This is a genomic window from Pseudovibrio sp. W74, assembly GCF_001623085.1.
Taxonomy (GTDB): Bacteria; Pseudomonadota; Alphaproteobacteria; order Rhizobiales; family Stappiaceae; genus Pseudovibrio.
Genome location: NZ_LMCJ01000053.1, coordinates 14,575 through 37,000, shown reverse-complemented (window position 1 = coordinate 37,000; position 22,426 = coordinate 14,575). Strand labels below are relative to the sequence as shown.

Annotated in this window: 21 protein-coding genes and 4 tRNA genes; 21 read left to right on the top strand and 4 right to left on the bottom strand. The window is 50.5% G+C overall.

The window, feature by feature from the left end:
- Nucleotides 1-10 precede the first annotated feature (10 nt).
- The 6 genes from PsW74_RS22170 (at nt 11) to PsW74_RS22145 (ending at nt 7,379) form a co-directional block, all read left to right on the top strand.
- Nucleotides 11-2,296, top strand: a complete 2,286-nt coding sequence (locus PsW74_RS22170) for a TonB-dependent siderophore receptor (protein ID WP_063289499.1) — start codon at nt 11-13, stop codon at nt 2,294-2,296.
- A 68-nt stretch (nt 2,297-2,364) separates the two neighbouring features.
- Nucleotides 2,365-3,405: an iron-siderophore ABC transporter substrate-binding protein gene (locus PsW74_RS22165; RefSeq protein ID WP_063289498.1), complete on the top strand. Its 1,041-nt coding sequence runs from the start codon at nt 2,365-2,367 to the stop codon at nt 3,403-3,405.
- Nucleotides 3,405-4,454, top strand: a complete 1,050-nt coding sequence (locus PsW74_RS22160) for an iron ABC transporter permease (RefSeq protein ID WP_063289497.1) — start codon at nt 3,405-3,407, stop codon at nt 4,452-4,454. Before PsW74_RS22165 ends, PsW74_RS22160 begins: the two co-directional genes overlap by 1 nt.
- The gene (locus PsW74_RS22155) at nt 4,451-5,491 is read left to right on the top strand and encodes an iron chelate uptake ABC transporter family permease subunit (RefSeq protein ID WP_063289496.1); all 1,041 of its coding nucleotides are present in this window, start codon (nt 4,451-4,453) and stop codon (nt 5,489-5,491) included. Before PsW74_RS22160 ends, PsW74_RS22155 begins: the two co-directional genes overlap by 4 nt.
- A complete protein-coding gene (locus PsW74_RS22150; RefSeq protein ID WP_063289495.1) occupies nt 5,491-6,282 on the top strand; it encodes an ABC transporter ATP-binding protein in 792 nt (263 codons plus the stop codon). The genes PsW74_RS22155 and PsW74_RS22150 overlap by 1 nt, the downstream gene beginning before the upstream one ends.
- A gap of 38 nt (nt 6,283-6,320) precedes the next feature.
- Nucleotides 6,321-7,379 (top strand): siderophore-interacting protein, encoded by a 1,059-nt coding sequence (locus tag PsW74_RS22145; protein WP_063289494.1) that lies wholly within the window; start codon nt 6,321-6,323, stop codon nt 7,377-7,379.
- Nucleotides 7,380-7,385: 6 nt separating this feature from the next.
- Here the strand turns inward: PsW74_RS22145 and feoB are convergent, their stop codons facing one another.
- Nucleotides 7,386-9,209, bottom strand: a complete 1,824-nt coding sequence (gene feoB, locus PsW74_RS22140; RefSeq protein ID WP_063289493.1) for a ferrous iron transport protein B — start codon at nt 9,207-9,209, stop codon at nt 7,386-7,388.
- Nucleotides 9,193-9,522 (bottom strand): FeoA family protein, encoded by a 330-nt coding sequence (locus PsW74_RS22135; protein ID WP_063289492.1) that lies wholly within the window; start codon nt 9,520-9,522, stop codon nt 9,193-9,195. Before PsW74_RS22135 ends, feoB begins: the two co-directional genes overlap by 17 nt.
- Before the next feature lie 218 nt (nt 9,523-9,740).
- Between PsW74_RS22135 and PsW74_RS22130 the strand changes: the two genes are divergently transcribed.
- Both PsW74_RS22130 and PsW74_RS22125 read left to right on the top strand, forming a co-directional pair.
- Nucleotides 9,741-11,069, top strand: a complete 1,329-nt coding sequence (locus tag PsW74_RS22130) for an MFS transporter (protein WP_063289491.1) — start codon at nt 9,741-9,743, stop codon at nt 11,067-11,069.
- Nucleotides 11,070-11,077: 8 nt separating this feature from the next.
- The gene (locus PsW74_RS22125; protein ID WP_208988106.1) at nt 11,078-13,261 is read left to right on the top strand and encodes a TonB-dependent receptor; all 2,184 of its coding nucleotides are present in this window, start codon (nt 11,078-11,080) and stop codon (nt 13,259-13,261) included.
- 455 nt (nt 13,262-13,716) lie between these two features.
- Here the strand turns inward: PsW74_RS22125 and PsW74_RS22120 are convergent.
- Nucleotides 13,717-13,792: transfer RNA gene (locus tag PsW74_RS22120), tRNA-Thr, on the bottom strand.
- Between the two features lie 608 nt (nt 13,793-14,400).
- Here PsW74_RS22120 and PsW74_RS22115 point away from each other — a divergent pair.
- The 4 genes from PsW74_RS22115 (at nt 14,401) to PsW74_RS22105 (ending at nt 16,216) form a co-directional block, all read left to right on the top strand.
- Nucleotides 14,401-14,646 (top strand): hypothetical protein, encoded by a 246-nt coding sequence (locus PsW74_RS22115; protein WP_153041740.1) that lies wholly within the window; start codon nt 14,401-14,403, stop codon nt 14,644-14,646.
- 261 nt (nt 14,647-14,907) lie between these two features.
- Nucleotides 14,908-15,063: a hypothetical protein gene (locus PsW74_RS28980; RefSeq protein WP_193775976.1), complete on the top strand. Its 156-nt coding sequence runs from the start codon at nt 14,908-14,910 to the stop codon at nt 15,061-15,063.
- Nucleotides 15,064-15,513 carry a response regulator transcription factor gene (locus PsW74_RS22110; RefSeq protein WP_063289489.1) on the top strand — a complete coding sequence of 150 codons (450 nt, stop codon included), beginning with the start codon at nt 15,064-15,066 and terminating at the stop codon, nt 15,511-15,513. It abuts the gene before it with no gap.
- A gap of 121 nt (nt 15,514-15,634) precedes the next feature.
- Nucleotides 15,635-16,216 carry a hypothetical protein gene (locus tag PsW74_RS22105; protein WP_063305872.1) on the top strand — a complete coding sequence of 194 codons (582 nt, stop codon included), beginning with the start codon at nt 15,635-15,637 and terminating at the stop codon, nt 16,214-16,216.
- Nucleotides 16,217-16,435: 219 nt separating this feature from the next.
- Here PsW74_RS22105 and PsW74_RS22100 read toward each other — a convergent pair whose 3' ends face one another.
- Complete coding sequence (locus PsW74_RS22100) at nt 16,436-17,314, bottom strand: RNA methyltransferase (protein WP_063289487.1); 879 nt, start codon at nt 17,312-17,314, stop codon at nt 16,436-16,438.
- 422 nt (nt 17,315-17,736) lie between these two features.
- Here PsW74_RS22100 and PsW74_RS22095 point away from each other — a divergent pair.
- The 9 genes from PsW74_RS22095 to rplJ all read left to right on the top strand — a co-directional run bounded on the left by PsW74_RS22095 (nt 17,737) and on the right by rplJ (nt 22,379).
- Nucleotides 17,737-17,821 (top strand) — tRNA-Tyr (locus PsW74_RS22095).
- Between the two features lie 19 nt (nt 17,822-17,840).
- Nucleotides 17,841-17,914 (top strand) — tRNA-Gly (locus PsW74_RS22090).
- 106 nt (nt 17,915-18,020) lie between these two features.
- Nucleotides 18,021-19,196 carry an elongation factor Tu gene (gene tuf / locus PsW74_RS22085; protein WP_063289481.1) on the top strand — a complete coding sequence of 392 codons (1,176 nt, stop codon included), beginning with the start codon at nt 18,021-18,023 and terminating at the stop codon, nt 19,194-19,196.
- 111 nt (nt 19,197-19,307) lie between these two features.
- Nucleotides 19,308-19,383 (top strand) — tRNA-Trp (locus PsW74_RS22080).
- Between the two features lie 119 nt (nt 19,384-19,502).
- Nucleotides 19,503-19,694: a preprotein translocase subunit SecE gene (secE, locus tag PsW74_RS22075; RefSeq protein WP_057464836.1), complete on the top strand. Its 192-nt coding sequence runs from the start codon at nt 19,503-19,505 to the stop codon at nt 19,692-19,694.
- Nucleotides 19,695-19,733: 39 nt separating this feature from the next.
- The gene (gene nusG / locus PsW74_RS22070; protein WP_057464835.1) at nt 19,734-20,267 is read left to right on the top strand and encodes a transcription termination/antitermination protein NusG; all 534 of its coding nucleotides are present in this window, start codon (nt 19,734-19,736) and stop codon (nt 20,265-20,267) included.
- A 121-nt stretch (nt 20,268-20,388) separates the two neighbouring features.
- The gene (gene rplK / locus PsW74_RS22065; RefSeq protein ID WP_057464834.1) at nt 20,389-20,817 is read left to right on the top strand and encodes a 50S ribosomal protein L11; all 429 of its coding nucleotides are present in this window, start codon (nt 20,389-20,391) and stop codon (nt 20,815-20,817) included.
- A gap of 6 nt (nt 20,818-20,823) precedes the next feature.
- Nucleotides 20,824-21,519: a 50S ribosomal protein L1 gene (gene rplA / locus PsW74_RS22060; RefSeq protein ID WP_063289486.1), complete on the top strand. Its 696-nt coding sequence runs from the start codon at nt 20,824-20,826 to the stop codon at nt 21,517-21,519.
- A gap of 341 nt (nt 21,520-21,860) precedes the next feature.
- A complete protein-coding gene (rplJ, locus tag PsW74_RS22055) occupies nt 21,861-22,379 on the top strand; it encodes a 50S ribosomal protein L10 (RefSeq protein WP_063289485.1) in 519 nt (172 codons plus the stop codon).
- The last annotated feature ends 47 nt before the right edge of the window (nt 22,380-22,426 follow it).

Genomic DNA, 22,426 nt, shown 5'->3' with positions numbered 1-22,426 from the left:
TGTTTAAAACATGGGCATCCACTACAAGTCTGCGCTTCTGTCTGGCTCCTCTATTAGCTTGCTGCTGTTTGCTGGAATCGTGAATGCGCAAGAGGCGGGTCCTCCCAATCAAGATCTGGATGAAGTTGTTGTATACGGCTCTTCCGTTGCCGAAGACGCGTTGGCGCCGACCCTAGGTTATGTCCCAACTGAGACAGCGAGTGCTGGCCGTATTGGTTTGCCGATCGAGGAAACACCACGTTCTGTTTCGGTGGTTTCCTCTCAGCAGATGGAAGATCAGGGCGCCGAATCTATTGTAGATGCGATTTCCTACAGCGCTGGTGTTGTGCCTGCGATCTACGGATTTGATCTTCGTTACGATAACTATGCAATTCGTGGTTTTGAAAGCGCTGTTGGTGGGCTTAACTACCGCGATGGGTTGCCGTTGCGAATTTTTGCCTGGGGTGGCTGGAACATTGAGCCATTTGGTGTCGAGCGCGTTGAAGTGTTGCGTGGCCCGTCCTCCGATTTGTTTGGTGCGAACCAGCCAGGCGGCCTGGTCAACACTGTCACCAAGCGCCCGCAAGAAGATTTTTCTGCGATTTTGCAAGCAACCTATGGAAACAACAACCGTAAACAACTTGCTGCAGACGTAACAGGTTCCCTCTCAGAAGGTTCTCCAATCAGCTATCGGTTGGTTGGAGTTGGCCGTTTGTCAGATACCCAAGTAGATCATGTGAATGATGACCGGTTCTATTTTGCTCCATCTATAACTGCGAAGCTTGGCGATCAAACCAAGCTTACATTGCTTGCTCAATACCAGAAAGATTTTCAGGGTGAGAGCTGGCAGATACTGCCGCAACATGGGACTCTGCTGCCAAATAGTCAGGGTAGTTTTGACTACGACACATTTGCCGGTGATCCGGATCGCAAAGGGCTGAACCGTGACCAGCACTATGTTGGTTATGAGCTTGATCACCAGTTCGACAATGGCCTTGAGTTCTATCAGCGTGCACGCTTGGCTTATAATAATATTACCTATGATGGTGCCTACAATGGGGGCGCAATAGACTTTGACACGCTTTTAGCAAGTGGGGTTCCGAAGGCTTCGGGTGTTGATACCGTTGTTCTTGTCAAAAACGAAGTCGAAGAAACTGGCTATCAGGGATCCATTGATACCGCACTCAAGTTTGATGCCACATTTGGGGCTGTTGAGACGCAATTTATTGCGGGTCTGGATTACTATAAAGGCTATTCCGAAGCTGATTTAGGAAGCGGGTATGCCGGAGAAAAGAACCTCTTTACGGGCCAAATTACAAATCTCCTACCTAGCCTGCCAGGAATTAACGCGGCTTTGTTGAGCGACTATACAGGGTTCTCAGATCAATCAGTTACGCAAACCGGATTGTATGCTGCAGCAAATTCCAAGATACTTGATAAGTTCCGGCTTGATTTAAATGTTCGTCATGATTGGCTAGAGCGAGACACCAAGGGGCAAAGACCTGAGCCATTTGCCGTAGTGGCGGATGAGCAAACATTTGACCGTGCGCTTACCGGACGTATTGGTCTCTCATATGTGAGTGATTACGGCATCACCCCCTTCGCGAGCTATGGGACATCCTTTGATGCTCCTCCTGCTGGAACGACCAAGGAGGGTCGAGCCTTCAAACCGACTTATGCAAAGCAGTTTGAAGTCGGCATCAAGTATGCACCTACGAGTTTTGATGGTTTCTTCAGCGTAGCCGGTTTTCAAATTACAAAAGATAATGTTCTGACAAATGACCCGAACCACGCAGGACCTGTGCCAGCGTCGATCCAGGCCGGAGAGGTCAGGGTGCGTGGCTTGGAGTTTGAAGGTGCGATTGAGCTATACAGTGGTTTGTCTGCGCTCGGCAGCTACACCTACCTGGATATTGAAGTCACAAAAGATACAACTTCGTCTCTTTTAGGAAATCAACTTGAGCGCATTCCAGAACATGCAGGCTCCCTCTGGCTCAAATACGACTTCGCGGAAAATACCTGGTTAGATGGTTTAAGTGTTGCCGCTGGAGCGCGATATCTGGGAGACCGATATGGTGACAATGAGAACGCGATTAAGCTTGATCCGGTGACACTTCTGGATGCGGCCGTGAGTTATGAATACCAAAACTTCAAACTCTCTTTCACAGGCCGGAATCTTGCAGACAAGTCATATATTAGTCATTGCGGTAAAGCGACACTTGCATCGCTCGTGCCTACAAGTCTGAATATGGACTCCCACAACTGCACATATGGCAAGGGACGTGAGCTGCGGTTGCAGTTGACCAGTACTTTCTAGACTTCTCAATCAGTAAATACGGTGATGCCACGGGCTTTTCAGTCCGTGGCTGGTTTTGTGAGAGTGACATGCAAACCATCCACGCATGCATCAAAAAAGTGAAGCTGCTGTTTTACAGCGCTGTGCTGTGCCTTGCTGTGACTTTGCTGGGCCTTCAGCAGACGACAGCAGCTGAATTTCCAGTGGTGTTTGAGCATCAGTACGGGACAACGACGGTCACTGCAGAGCCTAAGCGGATCGTTTCTGTCAGCTTCATTGGGCATGACTTCCTTCTGGCGTTGGGAGTGAAGCCAGTAGCCCTTCGGCGTTGGTATGGCAGCTACCCGAGTGGTGTCTGGCCTTGGGCGCAACCTGCTCTGGGGGATGCCAGGCCGACAGTCATGTGGGGTGAGATTAATGTGGAGCAGATCGCTGCTCTGAAACCTGATCTGATCTTGGGTTTGTGGTCTGGAATGACCCGTTCTCAGTACAAGATACTCTCGCAGATTGCGCCTGTTCTCGTGCCTGAAGAGCGCTTTGGGGATTACGGAACGCCGTGGCAGCAGATGACACGCTCAATAGCGAAGGCTGTTGGGCGCACTGCAAAAGGTGAGCAAGTGGTGCAGGATCTGGAAACTCGCTTTTCTGCCATTAAGGCCCGCAATCCGGCATGGCTCGGCAAGTCTGCTGTGGTTGTGTGGCCGGGAGATATCGGGGCCTATCCCTCCTCAGACCTGCGAGGCCGGTTCCTGAGTGATCTTGGGTTTGTTGTCTCTGAAAAAGTAGAAGCGCTTGTTCGCAGTGATCTTTTTTATGTGCGTGTTTCTCCCGAGGATTTGGATCCGATTGATACGGATGTGCTAATCTGGCTCGACTTTGGCTCAGGTGCCTCCCAAATCAACACTTTGCGGCTCCGACCAACAATGCGCGTCTACAATGAAGGCCGTGAGGTGGTGGCGACGCCTATGATCGCAGCTGCCCTCTCACATTCCTCACCACTCAGCCTGAGTTTTGCTTTGGACCAGCTGGAACCGCTGATCGCAGCAGCGATTGATGGCGACACGGCAACGCCTGTTGCAACTTCGGTTGAGGCAGGCATCACCCGTGCACAGCAAATGGAGGGGCAGTGATGTTTGCAGAATCCGCTCAACGAGTTGGGACTAGTGATAGTCTTGCTCACTCCGGTCAGTCTCGTGGTGGCTGGTCACTTGCGTTTGTAGCCATTTTGATTGCTTTGTCTGTGGTGTCGCTTGGTGCAGGTGTGCGGGCAGTTCCACTCTCGGCAATCAGTGATGCTTTGCTGGCAACTGATCTGAGTAATCCGGATCATATTGTGATTTTGGAAATGCGTGTGCCGCGGCTCATCGGTGCGCTGTTGATTGGTGCATCTCTGGCAATGGCTGGTGCCATCATGCAGACCGTAACCCGCAACCCGCTGGCTGATCCGGGACTGTTCGGTGTGAATGCCGGTGCCTCCATGGCCGTTGTGCTTTCCATTTGGGGAGCAGGCATTTCAGCAGCTGGGATGTTCATCTGGCCCGCGATGGCTGGTGCATTTGTGGTGAGCGTTGCTGTGTACGGGCTTTCCAATCTGGGGCAGGGCGGTGCCAGCCCTTTGCGTATGGCTTTGGCTGGAGCTGCTGTCAGCTCGTTCCTTTTGGCATTGGTGCGCGGTGTATTGCTGGTCAGCCAGCAAACGCTGGAGACCTATCGCTTCTGGGTGGTTGGCTCATTGCAAGGCGTCAAGCCGGAGATCTTGTTCCAACTTTGGCCGTTCTTTGCAGCTGGCTTTCTCGCCTGTGTTCTCCTCGGGCGCTGGCTTAATGCACTTTTGCTTGGTGAGGATTTAGCGAAGTCACTTGGCATTAAAATAGGTGTTGTGAAGGCGTTGAGTTTGTTTGCTGTGGTCTGTCTCTCAGGTGGTTCTGTCGCTTTGGCAGGACCTGTTGCATTTGTGGGGCTTGTTGTGCCGCATGTGGCACGACGCTTCAGTGGAGCAGACAGCGCCTGGTTGTTGCTGTTCTCAGCTCTGCTGGGCGCGTTGTTTGTGCTGTCCGGAGACATTCTTGGCCGAATAGTGCTTGAAGGTCGTGAGTTGCAAATTGGCGTCACAGTGGCCTTGGTTGGTGGCCCGTTCTTCGTCTACCTCATCAGAAAAACAAGGATGATGTCTCCATGAAGTTGCTTAGTCATCATCTCGTCATTCCGCTACCCGGTGGTGCATTGCTCATGCGCAAGCGCAGCGCTGTGGTTGGTATAGTCTTGCTAACACTCAGCCTTATTTCGGTGATTGCTGCGCTTTGGCTTGGAGTATATCCAATCGCGGCAGGCCGCATCCTTCCGCTGTTCTTCAGCGGGGAGGGCGGTGTAGACCAGCTCATCCTGCTGGATGTGCGGATGCCGCGTATTCTCGTCGGGGTGTTTGTGGGCGGTCTTATGGGCATGTCCGGTGCAATCTTTCAGGCTCTTATGCGCAACCCGTTGGCATCACCAGATGTGCTCGGGTTCAATGCAGGCGCTGCGTTTGGTGCATTACTGACGATCTTCCTGTTTGGATCTGCTGCCTATGTGTTCTGGGGTGCTGTGGTTGGTGGTGTGCTGACGGCGCTTCTTGTTGTTGTACTGTCCTGGTACCGCGGCTTGGATCTGTTCCGGTTGATCATGGTTGGCATTGGTATTGGGTTCACCTTGCTGGCATGTGCCGATTTCCTCATGTCGCAGCTTGATATTCAGCGTGCATCTGACATGGCCAAGTGGCTTGTTGGCAGCCTTGGGCAAGTGCAGCGCGAAGATATTGCTCCTGTTGCTATTGCATTTGTGGCTTTGGGCTCACTGGGCGTTGTGCTGCAGTACTTTTTGGACAGGCTTGCCTTTGATGAGGATCTGGCAACCGGGCTTGGTCTTAAAGTGAATGGCCTTCGACTGCTTATGGTTGCCGTTGCTGTGGTCATGACAGCAACAGCTGTCGCGGTTGCCGGCCCAATTCCTTTTGTGGCTTTCGTCTCCGGCCCCATAGCACGTCAGCTTTCCCGTACTCCATCATCAGCACTCATCCTTGCTGCTGGGATTGGTATTCTCGTCACTTTGTTATCTGACACCGCAGCTCGCACATTGGTTGCAACCTTCCAAATGCCGACCGGTGTTTTTACAGCTCTGATCGGTGCGCCCTATCTTATTTGGTTGCTTGCCCGGCAGGTGAAACGGAACCTCATCTAATGCTTGATCCTAAAGAACACACACCGTTAGAGGCCAGGGGTCTTGGGCTTTCGTTTGGATCTCATAGTGTCCTGAAAGACTTTAACCTGACTATTCCAAAGGGGCAGATCTCTGTCGTAATTGGCCCCAATGCCTGCGGAAAATCAACGCTTCTACGATCACTAGCCCGGCTGGAAAAACCGAATGCTGGCACTGTGCTGCTGGATGGCAAATCCATCCATAAGCAGCCCACCCGCGAGGTTGCCAAGCGTCTTGGTATATTGCCCCAGATGCCTGTCGCGCCTGAAGGTATCACCGTCGGTGATCTAGTAAGCCGAGGCCGCACGCCTCACCAGTCTGTTTGGCGCCAATGGTCCCGGCAGGACGAAGTGGCCATTCAAAATGCGATGGATATGACAAAAGTGACTGAGTTGCGAGACAAGCCATTCAGCTCGTTGTCAGGTGGGCAGCGTCAACGTGTGTGGATTGCGATGGCTCTGGCACAAGAGACTGATCTACTGTTACTGGATGAACCAACAACCTTTCTCGATCTCGCCCACCAGATTGAACTGCTTGAGCTGTTGAAGCGATGCAATGGAGATCAGCAGATGACAATCGTTGCTGTGTTGCACGATATCAACCTCGCCGCGCGCTACGCTCACCATCTCATCGTGATGAAGGACGGGCAGATTGAAGCGCAGGGCAATGCAGCCAAGGTCATCACACAAGACATTATGAAATCAACCTTCGGTCTGGAATGTTACGTGATGCCTGATCCGGTGAAGGGAACCCCGCTGGTTGTTCCAGCTTGATGCCAACAATATTTCGATAAAACAAGACGAGCACTTTGATGACAACCACTGCAACAGAACTTCATAAGATCGAAAGCCTCATTCCCGGTATCGAGTTTGCCAAAGCCATTGAGCTTTTTGCTGCCGAAGCAAAACTCCATAATCTGACGCTGGAAGAAATTACCAGTACCCACTACCGCGTGAATTCTCCAGTCGGAATGGTTGAGTTTCTGAAGGCAGATGCAGAGGCAAAGCTGGTGATCTCAGCACCATCTCAAGAGGCACTGCATCTTGTCAAAGAGAGTGTCGAGCATCTTATTGGCCACATTGACATAAACATTCCACCTCAGATGGTCTGGAGCGGGGATTTTACAGCAGGCGTTCACCCGCCCAACTTTCTCGAAGTTCAAGTTGTCAGAACAGCGGCTTTCAGCTCCAATTTCATACGGGTAACCGTTGCAGCGAAGGGAATTGAGCGCTTCTTTGAAGGTGGATTGCATTTCCGTCTGTTGTTCTCGAAAAATCTGGGTTTTGAAGCCAGATGGCCCTATTGGGATGACAAAGGCCGCACGGTCTGGCCTGAGGGTGATTATGAATTGATGCGCCCTGTCTACACTGTTCGCCAGTTCGATAAGTCAGCACAGACTATCGACTTTGATGTTTTCCTGCATGAAGGCGGGCCGACAGCGGAGTGGGCAGCTCGCGTTAACGAAGGGGACAAGGTTGGTCTGCTTGGCCCTGGTGGCGGGTGGATTCCTGAGGCCAGGTATCTGTTGCTTGCCGGAGATGAAACAGCCATTCCAGCTATCTCACGCGTTCTCGAAAGTTCGCCTGCAGGTACGAAAGGTGCGGTGATCATCAGTGTTTCAAAAAAAGGCATGGAAGCGCCAATCCCGTTACCTGAGACAATGAGCTTTGAGTGGGTTTATCGGGATACTCATGGTCATGACGGATTATTTGAAGCTGCAAAACAAATAGAAATCCCTGAGGTTCAGGAGGCATTCCTCTGGTTTGCTGCGGAAAAGAAAACTGCCAAGAAAGCGCGCAAGTATTTCCGCAATGAAGTTGGTTTCAAAGCCGACAACTGCTACATCGCGGGGTTTTGGGAGGAGGAATAAGCTCTCCTAAAACCCAAAGAGCTTTGCGCCTTGATAAAACAGGAATGACACCAGCCAGGCATAGCTTAGAGACAAGATCAGCGAGAAACTGGTGAACTGCCATGACTTTCCTTCTGAATGCACTGTCGCAATGGTCGTTAGACAAGGCGTGTAAAGCAGGCAGAACAAGCAGAAACTGTAGGCTTCCAGCGGTGTGACACTCATCGAGATGGCTTGAGAAACACCGCTGGCAGATAGTGCGTAGATTGTAGACAAAGATCCGATGACGATCTCTTTGGCGATGAAACCGAAGATCAGTGCCAGAGTAAGATACGGATTGATGCCGATTGGCTCCATGATCGGCTGAAGCAAAACGCCCAGTTGGCCGCCATAGGTATTCAATCCTTCTGCGCCAACTGGCAGGTTCGTCAATAACCAAACCAGAATGCAGCCGATGATAATAAACCGTGAAGCTCTTCTGATGAACTCACGTACCTCACCCCAACCTCTGAGTAAAACCTGTTTGACTGTCGGAATCCGATAGGGGGGTATCTCCAACAAGAAGGGTTCCTGGCTCTTGAACTGCTTGGAAAAGCTGAAGATGGCAGCCGTTGAAAAAGCGGCGAGGAAGCTGATCACGTAAAAGGAGAACAACACTAGTGCACCTTCGGAACTGGGAAAGGTGGCGCTGATGATAAACACGAACACAGCTAGGCGCGCAGAGCAGAGCGAAAATGGAATAACCAGCATTGCCAGCAGGCGCAATGAGCGTGTGCGCATGACACGTGTTCCCATCAAGGCGGGCACATTGCAGCCAAACCCCATCATTTGCATCACAAAAGCACGCCCATCCAGCCCGACGCGGCGCATGAGTGCATCCATTAAAAAAGCAGCACGCGCCAGATACCCGCTATCTTCAACAGCGGCCATGCAAAAGAAGAAGAGCACAAGAAGCGGCACAAATGATGCGACCGTCGACAGACCAAGCCATATGCCATTGATCAGGAAGCTATTGAGCCAGACAGGCGCCCAGGCCAAACCCGGCTCCAGCAGTATCGTTTGTACCCAGTCAGCACCTCGGCTCACAAGATCCTGAGAGGGAAGGCCAATCTCCCAGATCACGGAGAAGATAACCAGCATGCTGAGGAAGAACATGGGCAGGCCCAGCAGCGGATGCAAAAACAGCTGATCCAGCTTTTCTGTCAGTGTTTTCGGCCAGATTTTGGGAAGAGTCACGCAACCTTTCAAAGCATCATCGAGCGTTTCCTCGGTCATCAGGGTTTTGAACAGCGAGTCATAGTCCGCCAGAACCGGCTTGCTGGCAAAGTCAGAGCTTAAACTGTCTGAGACTTGTTTCATGGCATCGTCAAAGCCAGTGCCGTATTTGGCGCTAATCAAGGCCACCGGCATCTTGAGAGAATTCTGCAACTGCTCAAGATCAAACGTGATGCCGAGCTTACGAGCTTCATCGCACATGTTGAGCATGACAACAGCAGGCAGTCCCAGCGCCTTCACCTGCAAAGGCATCAGAATCTGTCGTTCAATCTGCGCTGCATTGATAACGATGATAACCAGATCAATCGGAAATTTTGTCAAAAACCGGTTCACGACGGCTTCGTCTTCAGATCCGCCCTCCAGATTATAAATACCCGGCAGGTCAACATATTCCACGTTTCGCCCTGCTAAAGGCACGCGCGCACGCATCACATTAACGGTGATCCCCGGCCAGTTGCCAACGGAGGCACGGGCATTGGTGATGCGATTAAACAGCATGGATTTGCCAGTGTTTGGCTGACCGATAAGTGCAATACGTGGGGTACTCTGGGCACCTGCCTCAGGCCGAGGGTTCATCGCCTTTGATCTCCTCCACAACAACGCAACGTGCTTCAGAACGTCGGATCGCAACCTGTGTTACCTGATTGACACGAAGCAACATGGGGCCACCCAACCAAGCCAGCCGTATCACGCTGACTTCCTTCCCAATGTTGATCCCCAGTGCGTTCAGGCGAACGACCAGAGCGCGTCCATCAGATGTTTCCTCGCTCTCGATCTCTCGCACAATGGCTCTTTCGCCTTTGAGAAGGTGATCGAGACTGCGGGTTTTCGGTGCATTGCTCATAATCTGTTCTTGGAGCGTTGGGGTGAAGTTGAGGTTTAAACTCATAAATACACAAGCTCCTCTCAGCAAACTGGTTAGAAGCGTGTTGCTGCTGGCTTGAAAACTTAGCTAAAGCAGAAATTATTGTAGTTTCCCGTAAGATCTAATTGCGAATAACTTGCAAGTAGTGATTGAAAATATGAGTGTAATTCTCTAGTTAAAAATCATTAGTTGGTTAGCCAGAACGACTCGTTCGAGCCAGGCCGTTGAGTGCTAGGTAGAAAATGGCTAACGACAGCAGTGCCCATATTGCAGGGCAGGCGCGCGCAACTTCACACAACGAGCAAGGTGATCGTACAGCCCGTTCAGTCATTATCGTGCTGGCGGGGCTTTATGTAGCTCAGGCTATTCCGGTTTATCTTGTCGCTGCGGCCATGCCGGCGATCTTCCGCGCACAAGGCATCAGTCTTGTCAGCATTGGCTCTATGGCACTTTTGATGCTGCCCTGGGTTGTCAAATTCCTCTGGGCGCCAATTGTTGACCGTTATTCCTTCGCTGCCTTTGGAAGACGCCGAAGCTGGATCATCCCGATGCAGCTTATCTCCGTGGGCATCATCACTTACCTTTCAGCACTCAATGTCGCCGAGCAACTGCACATCCTGTTTCCATTGTTGATGGTTCTGGCGCTGTCCTCCTCTACACAGGACATTGCGACAGATGGCTTTGCCGTTGAACACCTCGCCCCGAAAGACCAGCCCCTTGGCAATGCAGTCCAGGGAGGCAGTGTTGCCGCAGGTGTACTGATCGGTGGTTCTCTGTCCCTGTTTCTGCATGATCTGTGGGGGTGGAGCTTTGCTCTTAAAACAGCTGCTGGTCTGTCATTTCTCACTTTGCTGCCACTGCTCTTCTTCAGAGAAAACCCACGGAAAGACAAAGGTGTCGATGGAAGAAGTAAACCACGGCCATCGATCATTGGATTTGTAAAGCGCAACAACACGTTGATGCTGTTGTTTTTTGCACTGCTGTTCCGCCTGCCTGAGGGGCTCGTCAAAGGCGTTGAGCAAGCATTTCTGGTGGACTACGGCTTTTCTCTTTCTCAGATCGGATTGGTTAGCGGAGGTGCAGCCGCTTGCGTTGGCTTGGGCGGTTCAGCGATTGCTGTGGTGCTGATCAAACGAGCTGGCCTGATGCAGTTCCTCTGGCTCATTGGCACTTTGAGGACTTTGTGTTTCCTCGGCTACGCATCTGTAGCTTTGCTGGACTATCGCGGAGTTGCAGTGCTCGTTGGCCTTTCTGCTGCCAACACCTTCATCCGCTACATGGAAATTGTCGGTCTTTACAGCGCATTCATGCGCGTCAGTTCGCTCAAGCAAGCTGGTACCGACTTCACTATTCTCAGCTGCGCAAATCTATTCGTCTACATGTTGGGTAGCGTAGCTGCTGGCTTTATCGCGCAGCATTCCGGCTACGGCATCCTCTTCTCGCTCGCAACTGTCTGCTCAGTCGCAGGCATTCTGGCAAGCATGCACTTCTTCAAAAAAGCATCCATCGGCAAGGGGCAACAAACTGCCGAAGATGCAGATCTTTCAACAACATCACCGATAAAAACTTAGGGGGCAATATGAAACGCGTCGCTATGGGGAACAAAGGTTCCTTCGCGCGAGTGCTGCTGTGCACTGTCGCGCCTTTCGCAATGTTTCAAACAACATCCATCGCAACCGCACAGGATGCCATCGAAGACGACACCGACCTAACCGTCGTCGTAACCGCCAGCCGTACCGAGGAATCCATCTCCTCCATCCCGGGTACGGTGCAGGTGATCTCTGGTGAGGAACTACAGCAAGCTGTTGCCGCAAATGGGGATATCACGACTGCGTTGGGGCGTTACATTCCGGGCTTAAATCTCAGCAATGACACACTGAGCGGATTAGGGGAAACTTTCCGCGGGCGCTCGTTGCAAGTACTGGTAAATGGCAGCCCGCGCACATCTTCGCTGCGTAAAGTGAATCGCGTTCTAAGCCTCATTGATGCAGATAGTATTGAACGCATTGAAATTATTAACGGTGCAAGTGCAGTTTATGGTGATGGTGGTACAGGCGGTATCATCAATGTCATCACTAAGAGTGCTGATAAAGAGGGCTTCAGTGGGGCTTTCTCCACCACCATCTCTGCTAGTGAGCGCAATATTAAGGATAGTGCGCATGTGCTCACGAGTGCTGAGGCTGGATACCGGAAAAATGGCAAGAGCATTCAACTGAATGGCCAGTTCAAAAACACGGGTGATTTGTTTGATGGAAACGGCACGCGCGTACCAGAAGATCCGGCAACTGGGCAGGGTGGTGGCTCTGGTATCGAGCAATACAATATCTCTGGTCGTGTTGGTTTTGAAGCTGAGCGATTTGATGTCTCGATTTACGCCAATCTGCTCAAAATGGAGCAAGATATCGAGTTCTATTCCGATTTCACATCGGACCCGGTTTCTCAAAACACCAGCGATCCCTATAAAGGGCTGAGCCCGATGGAAGACGCCAAGAACCTGACCGCGACATTAAATTTCTACGATCTGGGGCTTTTCGGTGATGCCAATGTAGAACTCTTTTACAACGATACTGAAAGACGTTCGGCTTTGGTTCCATTGAGTGACGCTAATCCGTTCACTTATTCTCCAGATCCGGACCGTTCTCAAAACTCAGTATTCATGAAGCAGGTTGGAGTTCGTACCACATTTGATCGTGATCTCAGTAACTTCTACGAAGGATTGGAGTTCAGCTACGGTGGCGACTTTACATACGAAGATGTAACTCAAAAACTGCCGGATGGTCGAGATATCATTGGACCAATGGAACAAAACTCCTTTGCGGTCTTTGGACAGCTCAAGGTTCCAATCGGAGAGATGTTCGAACTGCGTGGTGGCCTTCGTTATCAACGTTATGATCTGAGCGTAGGTGATTATACAAGACCTGCTGGCACTTATTACTATCAAGGTCTGCATATCCCTGTTGCTGAAGCAAATGTCAAAGGCGGGGATGCAGTTTATGATGCTACGGTCTTTAATGTCGGCGGTGTGATGCATCTTAATGATAATCTGGATTTGTTTGCAGGCTTTTCTCAAGGGTTCTCTGTACCAGACGTTGGAGGTTTCACTCGCCGGTCACTGGACAACACAAACCCGGGTCGTACAGAATTTGATTTTTCTGATTTGAAGCCAGAAGCAGCCATCGTCAACAACTACGAAGTGGGTACGCGTTTCAATGATGGCAAATACTCCCTTGCTGCTTCTGTTTATCTCTCAACAACGGATAAAGGTCTCACATTCAACCCATCTGCAAGCGCTCTAAGGCAGAGAAAAGAACGCATTTGGGGAGCTGAGCTCAATGCAAAAGCCGCTGTAAATGCAAATTGGAGCCTTGGAACTATTCTCGCCTACAAAGAAGGTGTTTATGATTATGATGAGGATGGCGACCTTGACGACGCGTTGCCGAATAATCGCATCGGTTCCCCATTCCAGGCGACCCTTTATACAGACTACCGGTTCGAGAATGGCTTGAGCCTTCATGGCGAAGCAATCTACGGCTCGGGGCGAGATGTTGATGACGGGAACCCGCAGTCAGAAGATCTAAAACTGAAACAGACATTCACTGTCAATGCAGGCGCCAAATACGCTGCGGACTTTGGGACTGTAAAGTTTGGTGTAGAGAATGTGTTTGATACCAAGCAGACCAATGTAACAGCAAGCTCTGGCCGCAACCGCAACATCCTAGCCGAAGGCCGCCGTGTCTTCTTGCAGTACACCAAGACGTTTTGAGTTATGTAAGTGTGGGGGAGGGCTTTGCTCTGCCCCTCGCTCAGAAATTTAATAGTCGACGGTATAGTTAATGTACTTACAGTTCTTTACTATCTTTATTATTTAAGCGAGTAACGATAGCTCTGGCAGCAGGGATCGAACCCGCGCGCTGATTAAAACTCAAAATGAGTCACATTTGCGGATGATCTTAGGCAATCGTATATAAGCAGGTTTTTAAACTGTAATTCTCAGCCTCTGACAGTCAACTATCAGCTCCCACTTCACCGAACCTCACAGAATGCCTTGTTTTTGACGGCATCACAGCTTTTCCAGTATTTAGTTGAAAGGGTATATCGAAGGGCGAAATTCTGCTTACAAAAACGCCCGTTTGCTTACAATATGCTGACAAAAGCCAGAAAAGCAAAAAGCCTCCCGGAGGAGGCTTTGAAATTTCCTTGATAAATCAAGTAGAAGAGTGGTGCCGGCAGCAGGGATCGAACCCGCGACCCCCTGATTACAAGTCAGGTGCTCTACCATCTGAGCTATACCGGCGTCGTCTTCGTTGGAGGGGTATTTACGGGCGCTGGCGGGGTTTGTAAATACCGAAAATGCAAAAATTTGGAAGAATTCACAGGGGAACGAATTTTTTGGATGAATTCGGGGTTGATCTGGTTGTTTTGGGGCTTCTTTTCCACATGCGGAGGATGCAGCCTATTGATATTGATAGAAAATTTCTTGGTTTGCGCGTCTGCGTTGTTTTGTGCGTTCGTTTGAAAGGTATTGGGAATTTCTGCGTTCCTATGGGGTGATGGTCGGAAAACACTGACTGATTAAAGGAGCGTTGGCTTTGTGGGTTTGGGTGTGAGTTGTGCTTCTTTATTCCCCCTTGGCGACAGCTGGGGATGGAAGGGGAGTAGAGCCGATGAGTTTCCGCTTCGGTGAATTTCGAAAGTGAGAAGCATACATATTCGCTGAATATCAGTTTTGCCTTTGTTGGGGTCCTGGCAGCTGTTGCTTTTGGCGGTGTTTGCGGGCCTGTGAGGTGGTGTGTGTGAGTGAGCGTTTTTGGTTGCAGGGCTTTTGAGCAGCGTTCTTTGTTTGGTCGTCGGGAGCGCTTTCCAGAGTGTAGGAGCTTTGGTGGTTGGGTGCGGAGACACAACTTGGCGCGAAAGGTGTCCTGTTGGGGAGCCGAAGGGTGTTTGGGCAAGGCTCAGAACTTCACAGATGCAAAACGAGACGTTCAGGCGATAGCGGTTCTCCGCATGGCCTGTGTTCATGCAGGCCGGAGTAGTCTTGCTGTTTGTTGTGGTGGCAAGTTGAGTGTCGTGATGAAAACGATCAGTGATGCCCCTAAGTGGATCCTGTCTTGTGTTGAACCGGGCCAACAGGAAACATCCGCAATGTAAAATACTGTCTGTTGTGAGCTGACCCGGTTGCTGCTGGTCTTGCAGGGCAAGTGAGCTGTACCTGCATCATGAAAGGGGAGCAACGGTTCCTGCCTACACATTACAGCTCCTATCTGCGGTTTGAGAATACTGAGTTGGCTATCGTTGAGGGGGGAGCAAGGCTTTGCGCAGGACGCAAGGTTTTGGGACTTAACTTTGGCTTAAGCTTGTGATGTGCCATGCGCATATGTTTGTAGGGTTCTTGGCCAACAAGAGAGTTGAATGCGGATTTTGGTAGTGGAAGATGAAAGAGGTGTCGCTCAGCAAATTGAAAAGGCTTTGGTGGCTGCTGCGTTTTCGGTAGATCAGTGCAGATGCGTTGAAGATGCGCAAATGCTCATGAACTCTGAGATGTTTGATGCGTTAATTGCTTATTGAATGTTGCAGGATGGAGATGCGATTGAGATTGTCTCATTCCTTCGGGAGGAAGGCAGCGATCTGCCAATTCTTATGCTAACAGCCCGTGATACAATTGAAGATCGTATTGATGGGTTGGAGGCTGGAGCGGATGATTATCTGATCAAGCGCTTTGCGATGTCTGGGCTTGTTGCAAGAATGCGAGCTTTGTTGCGTCGGCCAAGCTCCGTGTCTGGCAAAACTGAAGCTGTCGGCAGTCTTTCCTATAACTTTAAATCTCGAACAAGCACGGTCAACGCGGTAGCCTTGCCAAGGCGTGAACTGCTGGTTCTTGAGAGCTTGATCAGCAACCGTGGGCACGTTGTGACCAAAGACGATAATGTCGCTGGCGGTGGGCTTATATGTGTAAGACGCATACTTGAAGATCTGACTATCACACCGCGCATCATGGAGGTGGCGCTACTCAGCTAAACTCAACTAACTGGCAAAGTTTAAGCTTCATGGTCAGCCCGATGCGAGAACAGTAGCGTATTGGAAAGCTTTCTCCGCATCGGCTTCGTGCCATAGGCTTTGTTTATAAGGTTAGTGAAATATGCGTATTAGTTTTGGTAGGTTGTTCAAACCGCACGAAGCTCACCAGGGAGTAAGTAATCCTGTCACGAGTGCGCAGCTTCAAAAAAAGATTGCCTCTGACTTCGCTAAGAAGCCAGAAGGCTGGCACCCTCAGGTTTGCTATAATTTTGCTCTGAAAGTGGGCGTGCTTGAAGGAAAAATCTCAAACCATTTCAAGCAGGAACTCATGAGCGGAGCAAAAGTAGGTGGTTACCCGCTTGGCTTCTCAGATAAAATGGGCATCACTGCTTCAAACACGCAGAAATATTTCGACCATACAAAGATAACCGGGTCAGGCATCATCAACTTCATCGATGACCAGGTCGGTGCGGTCGTACACACTGCCTATCTGCAAAAAGAGGATGGCGGCAGTGTTCATATCTACCATGCCAATTGCATGACACTAGATATGGCTTTGCTCGGTGATGCCCCAGACGTTCCTAAGGTTGGCTGCGTTACGCATTACGAAGTGAGTGATCACTATACTCAGAATCGTCTTCAACGCTGGCTGGATGGGGGCTATAGCTTCAAATTTACGCCTGCGTCCAAGCTGTCTATATAAGGTGGATCCCAACAAAGATGGGTACATAACCCGCTATAGAATTTTTTGCTTCATGCGGTTTGTGGTTGCTACTTGAGACGCGACTCTTGTTTGAGTTTAAAGCTACTCGCTTTTAGCTGAAACGCATGAACTGCTTAGTTTTGTTTTTTGCGTGACTTTATCTGAAACCAGTTTCCACTTTTAGGGATACGCCGTAGATGCAGACCCGGAGGCTGTCGGTTAGGACAGCCCCATTTTCATGCGGGCGACGTAGAGGGACAGGATCGCTGCGTTGGAGACGTTGAGGGATTTGATCTCTCCCGGCATGTCCAGGCGGGCGAGGGCGTCGCAGTTTTTGCGGACGCCTTCACGTACACCTTTTCCTTCTGAGCCGAGGACCAGCAGGGTCTTATCCGTGAAAGTTGTATTTTCGACGGAGTTCGGACCTTCGCTGTCCAATGCAATTGCCTGATAGCCTTTATCTCTCATTTCATCGACAAAACGAGACATGTTCGGGACGCGGACGTGTTTGATCATATCCAGCGCGCCACTTGCTGTTTTGGCAAGGACCGGGCCTTCTTCAGGTGCGTGACGGCGGGTGGTGACAACAGCGTCAGCACTCAAAGCGACAGCGGAACGTAGGATAGCGCCGACATTGTGCGGATCGGTGACCTGATCGAGTGCCAGAACGAGCTGACCGTCCTGGAGTTCTTCCGGTCCATATTCAGGAAGGGTATCCACCAGCAGTGCAGCGCCCTGATGGACGGCATCTTTGCCAACCAGCTTGTCGATGTCGCGGGGGCTGGCTTCTTCAACCGGAACGTCAATCTTCAGATTGCGCTCTTCCAGTCGCCGTAATGCGTTTTGCGTTATGAGGAGCTTGTGGCGAGTGCGTTCCGGATTTCTAAAGGCGGCTTCAATGGTGTGAAGTCCATATATATAGAAAGGGCCGTCTTCAGCAGCTGATTTCTTCAGCCAGGGCTTGCCCTTTGAAAATCCACCAGACGGTTTTCCATCGGGCCGGCTTTTCTTATGGGGGCGATCATTGCTTCGCTCTGGGCTTTGCTCAGGGCTCCAGCGGTTGCCGCCTGCGCTCTTTTGTTTTTTAAAGTTGCTCATAGCCTCTCGATACTCCGGTGATGTTTTCGCTTCAAGGGAATAAAGAGGGGAGGCTAAACATTCCTTTTTTGTTGCTTATATAAAAAGAGCAGGTCCAGTGAATTTGAGAGGGTGTTCATGTGTGTAATCTTTTCACTTTGCCAAAAAAAGAATTTGCACCAAAATTGCCGGGTTTGGTGAGAAGAGCTGTGATTTAGCAAGGTCATACGTAGATTCCGTCGGTTAGTTCTCCGACAAAAAAGGGGGAAAACTAACTGCCTTGTTGATTTTGCACAGGCACATGCAAAAGAGGCGTTGACAGATGGCGTTCTCAGCGGCATAAACCGCGCCACAGGACGCGGCGCAACTGCTTAGCGGTTAAGCGGCGTGTTTGGCAAAACGAGTTTCAAAAAGTTCTCTTTTAGAGAATTTTGGTCGATCTCGGAGGAGTGCCCGAGTGGCTAAAGGGGGCGGACTGTAAATCCGCTGGCTATGCCTACGTTGGTTCGAATCCAACCTCCTCCACCATCGACTTGAAATTGGTAATGCGGGTGTAGCTCAATGGTAGAGCAGCAGCCTTCCAAGCTGAATACGAGGGTTCGATTCCCTTCACCCGCTCCAATCTCTTCTCGCTCTTTGCTGAAGGTATCCTAACAGAATCCTTGGGGTCTTTTATTGGCTTCAAGCCTTGATCGACGGAACTACGATTAAATAGAGAGCTACGCCCATGGCGAAGGAAAAATTTGAACGTAATAAGCCGCACGTCAACATCGGCACAATCGGCCACGTTGATCACGGCAAAACTACGCTGACTGCTGCGATTACTAAATCTTTTGGTGATTTTAAAGCATACGATGAAATTGACGGTGCTCCTGAAGAGCGCGCACGTGGTATCACTATCTCCACAGCGCACGTTGAGTATGAGACCGAAGCTCGTCACTACGCACACGTTGACTGCCCAGGCCACGCTGATTATGTGAAGAACATGATCACTGGTGCTGCACAGATGGATGGCGCGATCCTCGTTGTTAACGCTGCAGACGGTCCAATGCCTCAGACGCGTGAGCATATCCTGCTCGCTCGTCAGGTTGGGGTGCCTGCTCTGGTTGTCTTCATGAACAAAGTTGACCAGGTTGATGACGAAGAACTGCTTGAACTCGTAGAAATGGAAGTTCGTGAACTTCTTTCTTCCTACGAATTCCCAGGCGATGATATTCCAATCATTGCTGGTTCTGCACTTGCTGCTCTTGAAGACCGCGATGACGCGATCGGCAAAGACAAAATTGTAGAGCTGATGGCTGCAGTTGACGACTATATCCCAACTCCTGACCGTCCACGCGATCTGCCATTCTTGATGCCGATCGAAGACGTGTTCTCTATCTCTGGCCGTGGTACTGTTGTAACCGGTCGTGTAGAGCGTGGCATCGTTCACGTTGGTGACGAAGTTGAGATCGTTGGCGTTAAAGACACATCTAAGACCACTGTTACTGGTGTTGAAATGTTCCGCAAGCTGCTCGATCAGGGCGAAGCTGGCGACAACATCGGTGCATTGATCCGTGGTGTTGGTCGTGAAGATGTTGAGCGTGGCCAGGTTCTTTGTAAACCAGGTTCCGTTACTCCTCACACTAAGTTTAAGGCTGAGGCATACATCCTCACCAAGGAAGAGGGTGGACGTCACACTCCATTCTTCACCAACTACCGTCCACAGTTCTACTTCCGTACGACTGACGTGACTGGTGTTGTTTCTCTGCCGGAAGGCACAGAAATGGTGATGCCTGGTGATAACGTTGCTGTTTCAGTTGAACTTATCGTACCAATCGCTATGGAAGATGGTCTGCGCTTCGCTATCCGTGAAGGCGGTCGTACCGTCGGCGCTGGTGTTGTAGCTGAAATCATCGAATAAAGGCTTTTAAAGTCTTTACATATCGTACCGCGGTGGTTATTGCGGTACGGTTCCTTCCAGTGAGTTGATTATTGGTCGGAAAAAGGTTTTGTCCCATGCTTGGGACTTTGTAGGGGTATAGCTCAGTTGGTAGAGCGACGGTCTCCAAAACCGTAGGTCGCGGGTTCGAGCCCTGCTGCCCCTGCCATCTCTTTGGTTGAGAAAGATCTTGATTAATCGAAGTTGGTGGCATATGAAGAGTTTTTCAGGGATAGGGTGCGTGGAAGAATCTACGCGCCCACCTGTCGTGTAATGGGCCGGGACCGGATGGCAAAAACCAATCCTTTTACATTTATCCAGCAAGTTCGTTCTGAAACTGCGAAGGTAACTTGGCCGACGCGTAAGGAAACTGGCGTGACCACGTTAATGGTCTTCGTGATGGTTTTCCTGGCGGCGATGTTCTTTCTTGCTGCTGACCAGCTGATGAGCTGGGGTATCAGTTTACTGCTTGGCTTCTAAATAGCCTTACAGGCATTTCTAGTAGGAACAGGATTTAAGATGGCTAAGCGCTGGTATATTGTGCACGCTTATTCGAACTTCGAGCGTAAAGTTGCTGAAGCGATTAAAGAAAGAGCTCAGCAGCAGGGTCTTGAAGATTCATTTGACGAAGTTCTGGTTCCGACCGAGAAATTCGTAGAGGTACGTCGCGGTCGCAAAGTTGATGCTGAGCGTAAGTTCTTCCCAGGATACGTTCTGGTGAAGATGGAGATGAGCGACGATGCTTATCACCTGATCAACGATACGCCGAAAGTTTCTGGCTTCCTCGGTAACGACAAGAAGCCGATGCCGATCTCTGAGGCTGAAGCGCAGCGTATTCTTAATCAGGTTCAGGAAGGTGTCGAAGCTCCGAAACCTTCTGTCAGCTTTGAAGTTGGTGAACAGGTTCGCGTCAGCGATGGCCCGTTTGCTTCCTTCTCTGGTCTCGTCGAGGAAGTCGATGAGGAACGGGCACGTCTGAAAGTGACAGTGTCCATCTTCGGCCGGGCTACCCCGGTTGAACTTGAATACGGACAGGTCGACAAAGTCGGTTAAGTCCGGGATGGGGCGGCAGGTGAAGCGCACTTTCGTCGGTGTGCTGGAAGCCAGACCGCCCGCTCTCTTATCCAGTGAAATGCGCTTGGCGTGATTTCACAGATCCATTCTGGAGAGAATTATGGCGAAAAAGATTGACGGCTACTTAAAGCTTCAGGTGCCAGCAGGTTCTGCTACACCATCCCCACCAATTGGTCCTGCGCTGGGTCAGCGCGGTCTGAACATCATGGAATTCTGTAAGGCGTTTAACGCTAAGACCCAGGATGTTGAGAAAGGTGCTCCTTGCCCAACCATCATTACTTATTACTCCGATAAGTCTTTCACTTTTGAAGTTAAGACAGCTCCGGCTTCTTTCTTCCTTAAGAAAGCTGCGAAAGTCAAATCTGGCTCAGCAACTGCTGGTCGCGGTACCATCGCGTCCGTGACTAAAGCTCAGGTTCGTGAAATCGCAGAAGCTAAGATGAAAGATCTCAACGCTAACGACATCGAAGCAGCAATGCTGATGATCGAAGGCTCCGCCCGTTCCATGGGTCTGGAAGTTACGGAGTAAAGTATCATGGCTAAAGTAGGTAAGCGCATTAAAGCTGCTCGCGAAGGTATTGAACGTAACAAAGAGTACGCAGTAAGCGAAGCTCTTGGTGTTGTTAAGTCTGGCTCCACTGCCAAGTTTGACGAAACCATCGAAGTTGCAATCAACCTTGGTGTTGACCCACGTCACGCAGACCAGATGGTTCGTGGTGCATGTGTTCTTCCAAACGGTACCGGTAAAACTGTACGCGTTGCTGTATTTGCTCGTGATGCGAAAGCTGATGAAGCAAAAGCTGCTGGCGCAGACATTGTTGGTGCTGAAGAGCTGGTTAAAGAAGTTCAGGGCGGTACCATCAACTTCGATACCGTCATCGCAACTCCTGACATGATGCCACTCGTTGGTCGTCTTGGTAAAGTTCTCGGTCCTCGCGGCATGATGCCTAACCCTAAGGTTGGCACTGTGACCCCTGACGTGACCAAGGCTGTTAAAGACGCCAAAGGTGGTTCTGTACAGTTCCGCGTTGAAAAAGCTGGTATCATTCACGCTGGCGTTGGCAAAGCTTCTTTTGAAGCTTCCAAGCTGGAAGAGAACGTGAAAGCGTTCGTTGATGCAGTGATCAAAGCTAAGCCATCAGGTGCAAAAGGTACGTACGTTAAGCGCGTAGCCCTTTCATCCACGATGGGACCTGGCGTGAAGGTTGATCTTGGTTCTATTACCGAGTAAACACCTCGCCTATAAGAGTTACCTCCCGCTTTCATGTGGGAGGTTTTACCGCTGAAAGACTGTTATGGTCCTTCGGCATCCCTGTCCGAGACTGCAGGTGCCAACGTTTGTTGGTTTAAGTTTTTGATAAGAAAGGCCTGCATAGATGGAGAAGAACTGATTTGGTTGATATGCAAAATGCAATTCAACCTTGCGGTTCGAACCAAATTGCCTTGCTGCGTCTCTCCGGCGCGTAAGGGGACAGGACCCTAATCGTCGTTGTCGAGGTTGGGTTAGCCCAACTTTGATGCGGCAAAGGCAAACCGGCGGCAATGAGAATTGCTGCCAACTGGAGAAGGCAAGTGGAAAGAGCGGATAAGCAAAAGTTCGTCAGCGATTTCAACGAAGTGTTGTCGAACACTGGCGTTGCAGTTGTTGCGCACTATGCGGGCCTTTCAGTTTCTCAGATGACTCAGCTGCGTGCTGATGCTCGTGAAGCTGGTGGTACCGTAAAGGTTGCTAAAAACCGCCTTGTCAAGCTTGCCCTTCAAGGCACTGAACTAGAGCATATCAGCGACCTGTTCACAGGCCCAACTGTCATCGTCTACTCTGACGATCCAGTTGCTGCGCCTAAGGCTGCTGCTAACTTCGCTAAGGCTAACGAAAATTTCGTAATCCTTGGTGGTGCTCTTGGTTCAACTAACCTGGATACTGCTGGTGTTAAAGCACTGGCAGCGATGCCGTCTCTGGACGAGCTTCGTGGCAAGCTGGTGGGTATGCTTCAGACCCCAGCGACCCGTATGGCCATGGTTACGAGCGCACCGGCCGGGCAACTTGCTCGCGTCTTCAATGCGTACGCCGAGAAGGACCAAGCCGCGTAAGGCGGAACCACATAATTTTTGTCAAAACCGAAAACGGTTCGAACAAC

What these genes read in the sequence shown, in the direction of transcription:
- PsW74_RS28980 (WP_193775976.1), top strand. Translation starts at nt 14,908, where the DNA reads ATGCGGATTTTGGTAGTGGAAGATGAAAGAGGTGTCGCTCAGCAAATT.
- PsW74_RS22150 (WP_063289495.1), top strand. Translation starts at nt 5,491, where the DNA reads ATGCTTGATCCTAAAGAACACACACCGTTAGAGGCCAGGGGTCTTGGG.
- PsW74_RS22155 (WP_063289496.1), top strand. Translation starts at nt 4,451, where the DNA reads ATGAAGTTGCTTAGTCATCATCTCGTCATTCCGCTACCCGGTGGTGCA.
- PsW74_RS22170 (WP_063289499.1), top strand. Translation starts at nt 11, where the DNA reads ATGGGCATCCACTACAAGTCTGCGCTTCTGTCTGGCTCCTCTATTAGC.
- rplA (WP_063289486.1), top strand. Translation starts at nt 20,824, where the DNA reads ATGGCTAAAGTAGGTAAGCGCATTAAAGCTGCTCGCGAAGGTATTGAA.
- PsW74_RS22160 (WP_063289497.1), top strand. Translation starts at nt 3,405, where the DNA reads ATGTTTGCAGAATCCGCTCAACGAGTTGGGACTAGTGATAGTCTTGCT.
- PsW74_RS22135 (WP_063289492.1), bottom strand. Translation starts at nt 9,522, where the DNA reads ATGAGTTTAAACCTCAACTTCACCCCAACGCTCCAAGAACAGATTATG.
- nusG (WP_057464835.1), top strand. Translation starts at nt 19,734, where the DNA reads ATGGCTAAGCGCTGGTATATTGTGCACGCTTATTCGAACTTCGAGCGT.
- PsW74_RS22145 (WP_063289494.1), top strand. Translation starts at nt 6,321, where the DNA reads ATGACAACCACTGCAACAGAACTTCATAAGATCGAAAGCCTCATTCCC.
- PsW74_RS22105 (WP_063305872.1), top strand. Translation starts at nt 15,635, where the DNA reads ATGCGTATTAGTTTTGGTAGGTTGTTCAAACCGCACGAAGCTCACCAG.
- tuf (WP_063289481.1), top strand. Translation starts at nt 18,021, where the DNA reads ATGGCGAAGGAAAAATTTGAACGTAATAAGCCGCACGTCAACATCGGC.
- PsW74_RS22165 (WP_063289498.1), top strand. Translation starts at nt 2,365, where the DNA reads ATGCAAACCATCCACGCATGCATCAAAAAAGTGAAGCTGCTGTTTTAC.
- feoB (WP_063289493.1), bottom strand. Translation starts at nt 9,209, where the DNA reads ATGAACCCTCGGCCTGAGGCAGGTGCCCAGAGTACCCCACGTATTGCA.
- secE (WP_057464836.1), top strand. Translation starts at nt 19,503, where the DNA reads ATGGCAAAAACCAATCCTTTTACATTTATCCAGCAAGTTCGTTCTGAA.
- rplK (WP_057464834.1), top strand. Translation starts at nt 20,389, where the DNA reads ATGGCGAAAAAGATTGACGGCTACTTAAAGCTTCAGGTGCCAGCAGGT.
- PsW74_RS22110 (WP_063289489.1), top strand. Translation starts at nt 15,064, where the DNA reads ATGTTGCAGGATGGAGATGCGATTGAGATTGTCTCATTCCTTCGGGAG.
- PsW74_RS22100 (WP_063289487.1), bottom strand. Translation starts at nt 17,314, where the DNA reads ATGAGCAACTTTAAAAAACAAAAGAGCGCAGGCGGCAACCGCTGGAGC.
- PsW74_RS22130 (WP_063289491.1), top strand. Translation starts at nt 9,741, where the DNA reads ATGGCTAACGACAGCAGTGCCCATATTGCAGGGCAGGCGCGCGCAACT.
- PsW74_RS22125 (WP_208988106.1), top strand. Translation starts at nt 11,078, where the DNA reads ATGAAACGCGTCGCTATGGGGAACAAAGGTTCCTTCGCGCGAGTGCTG.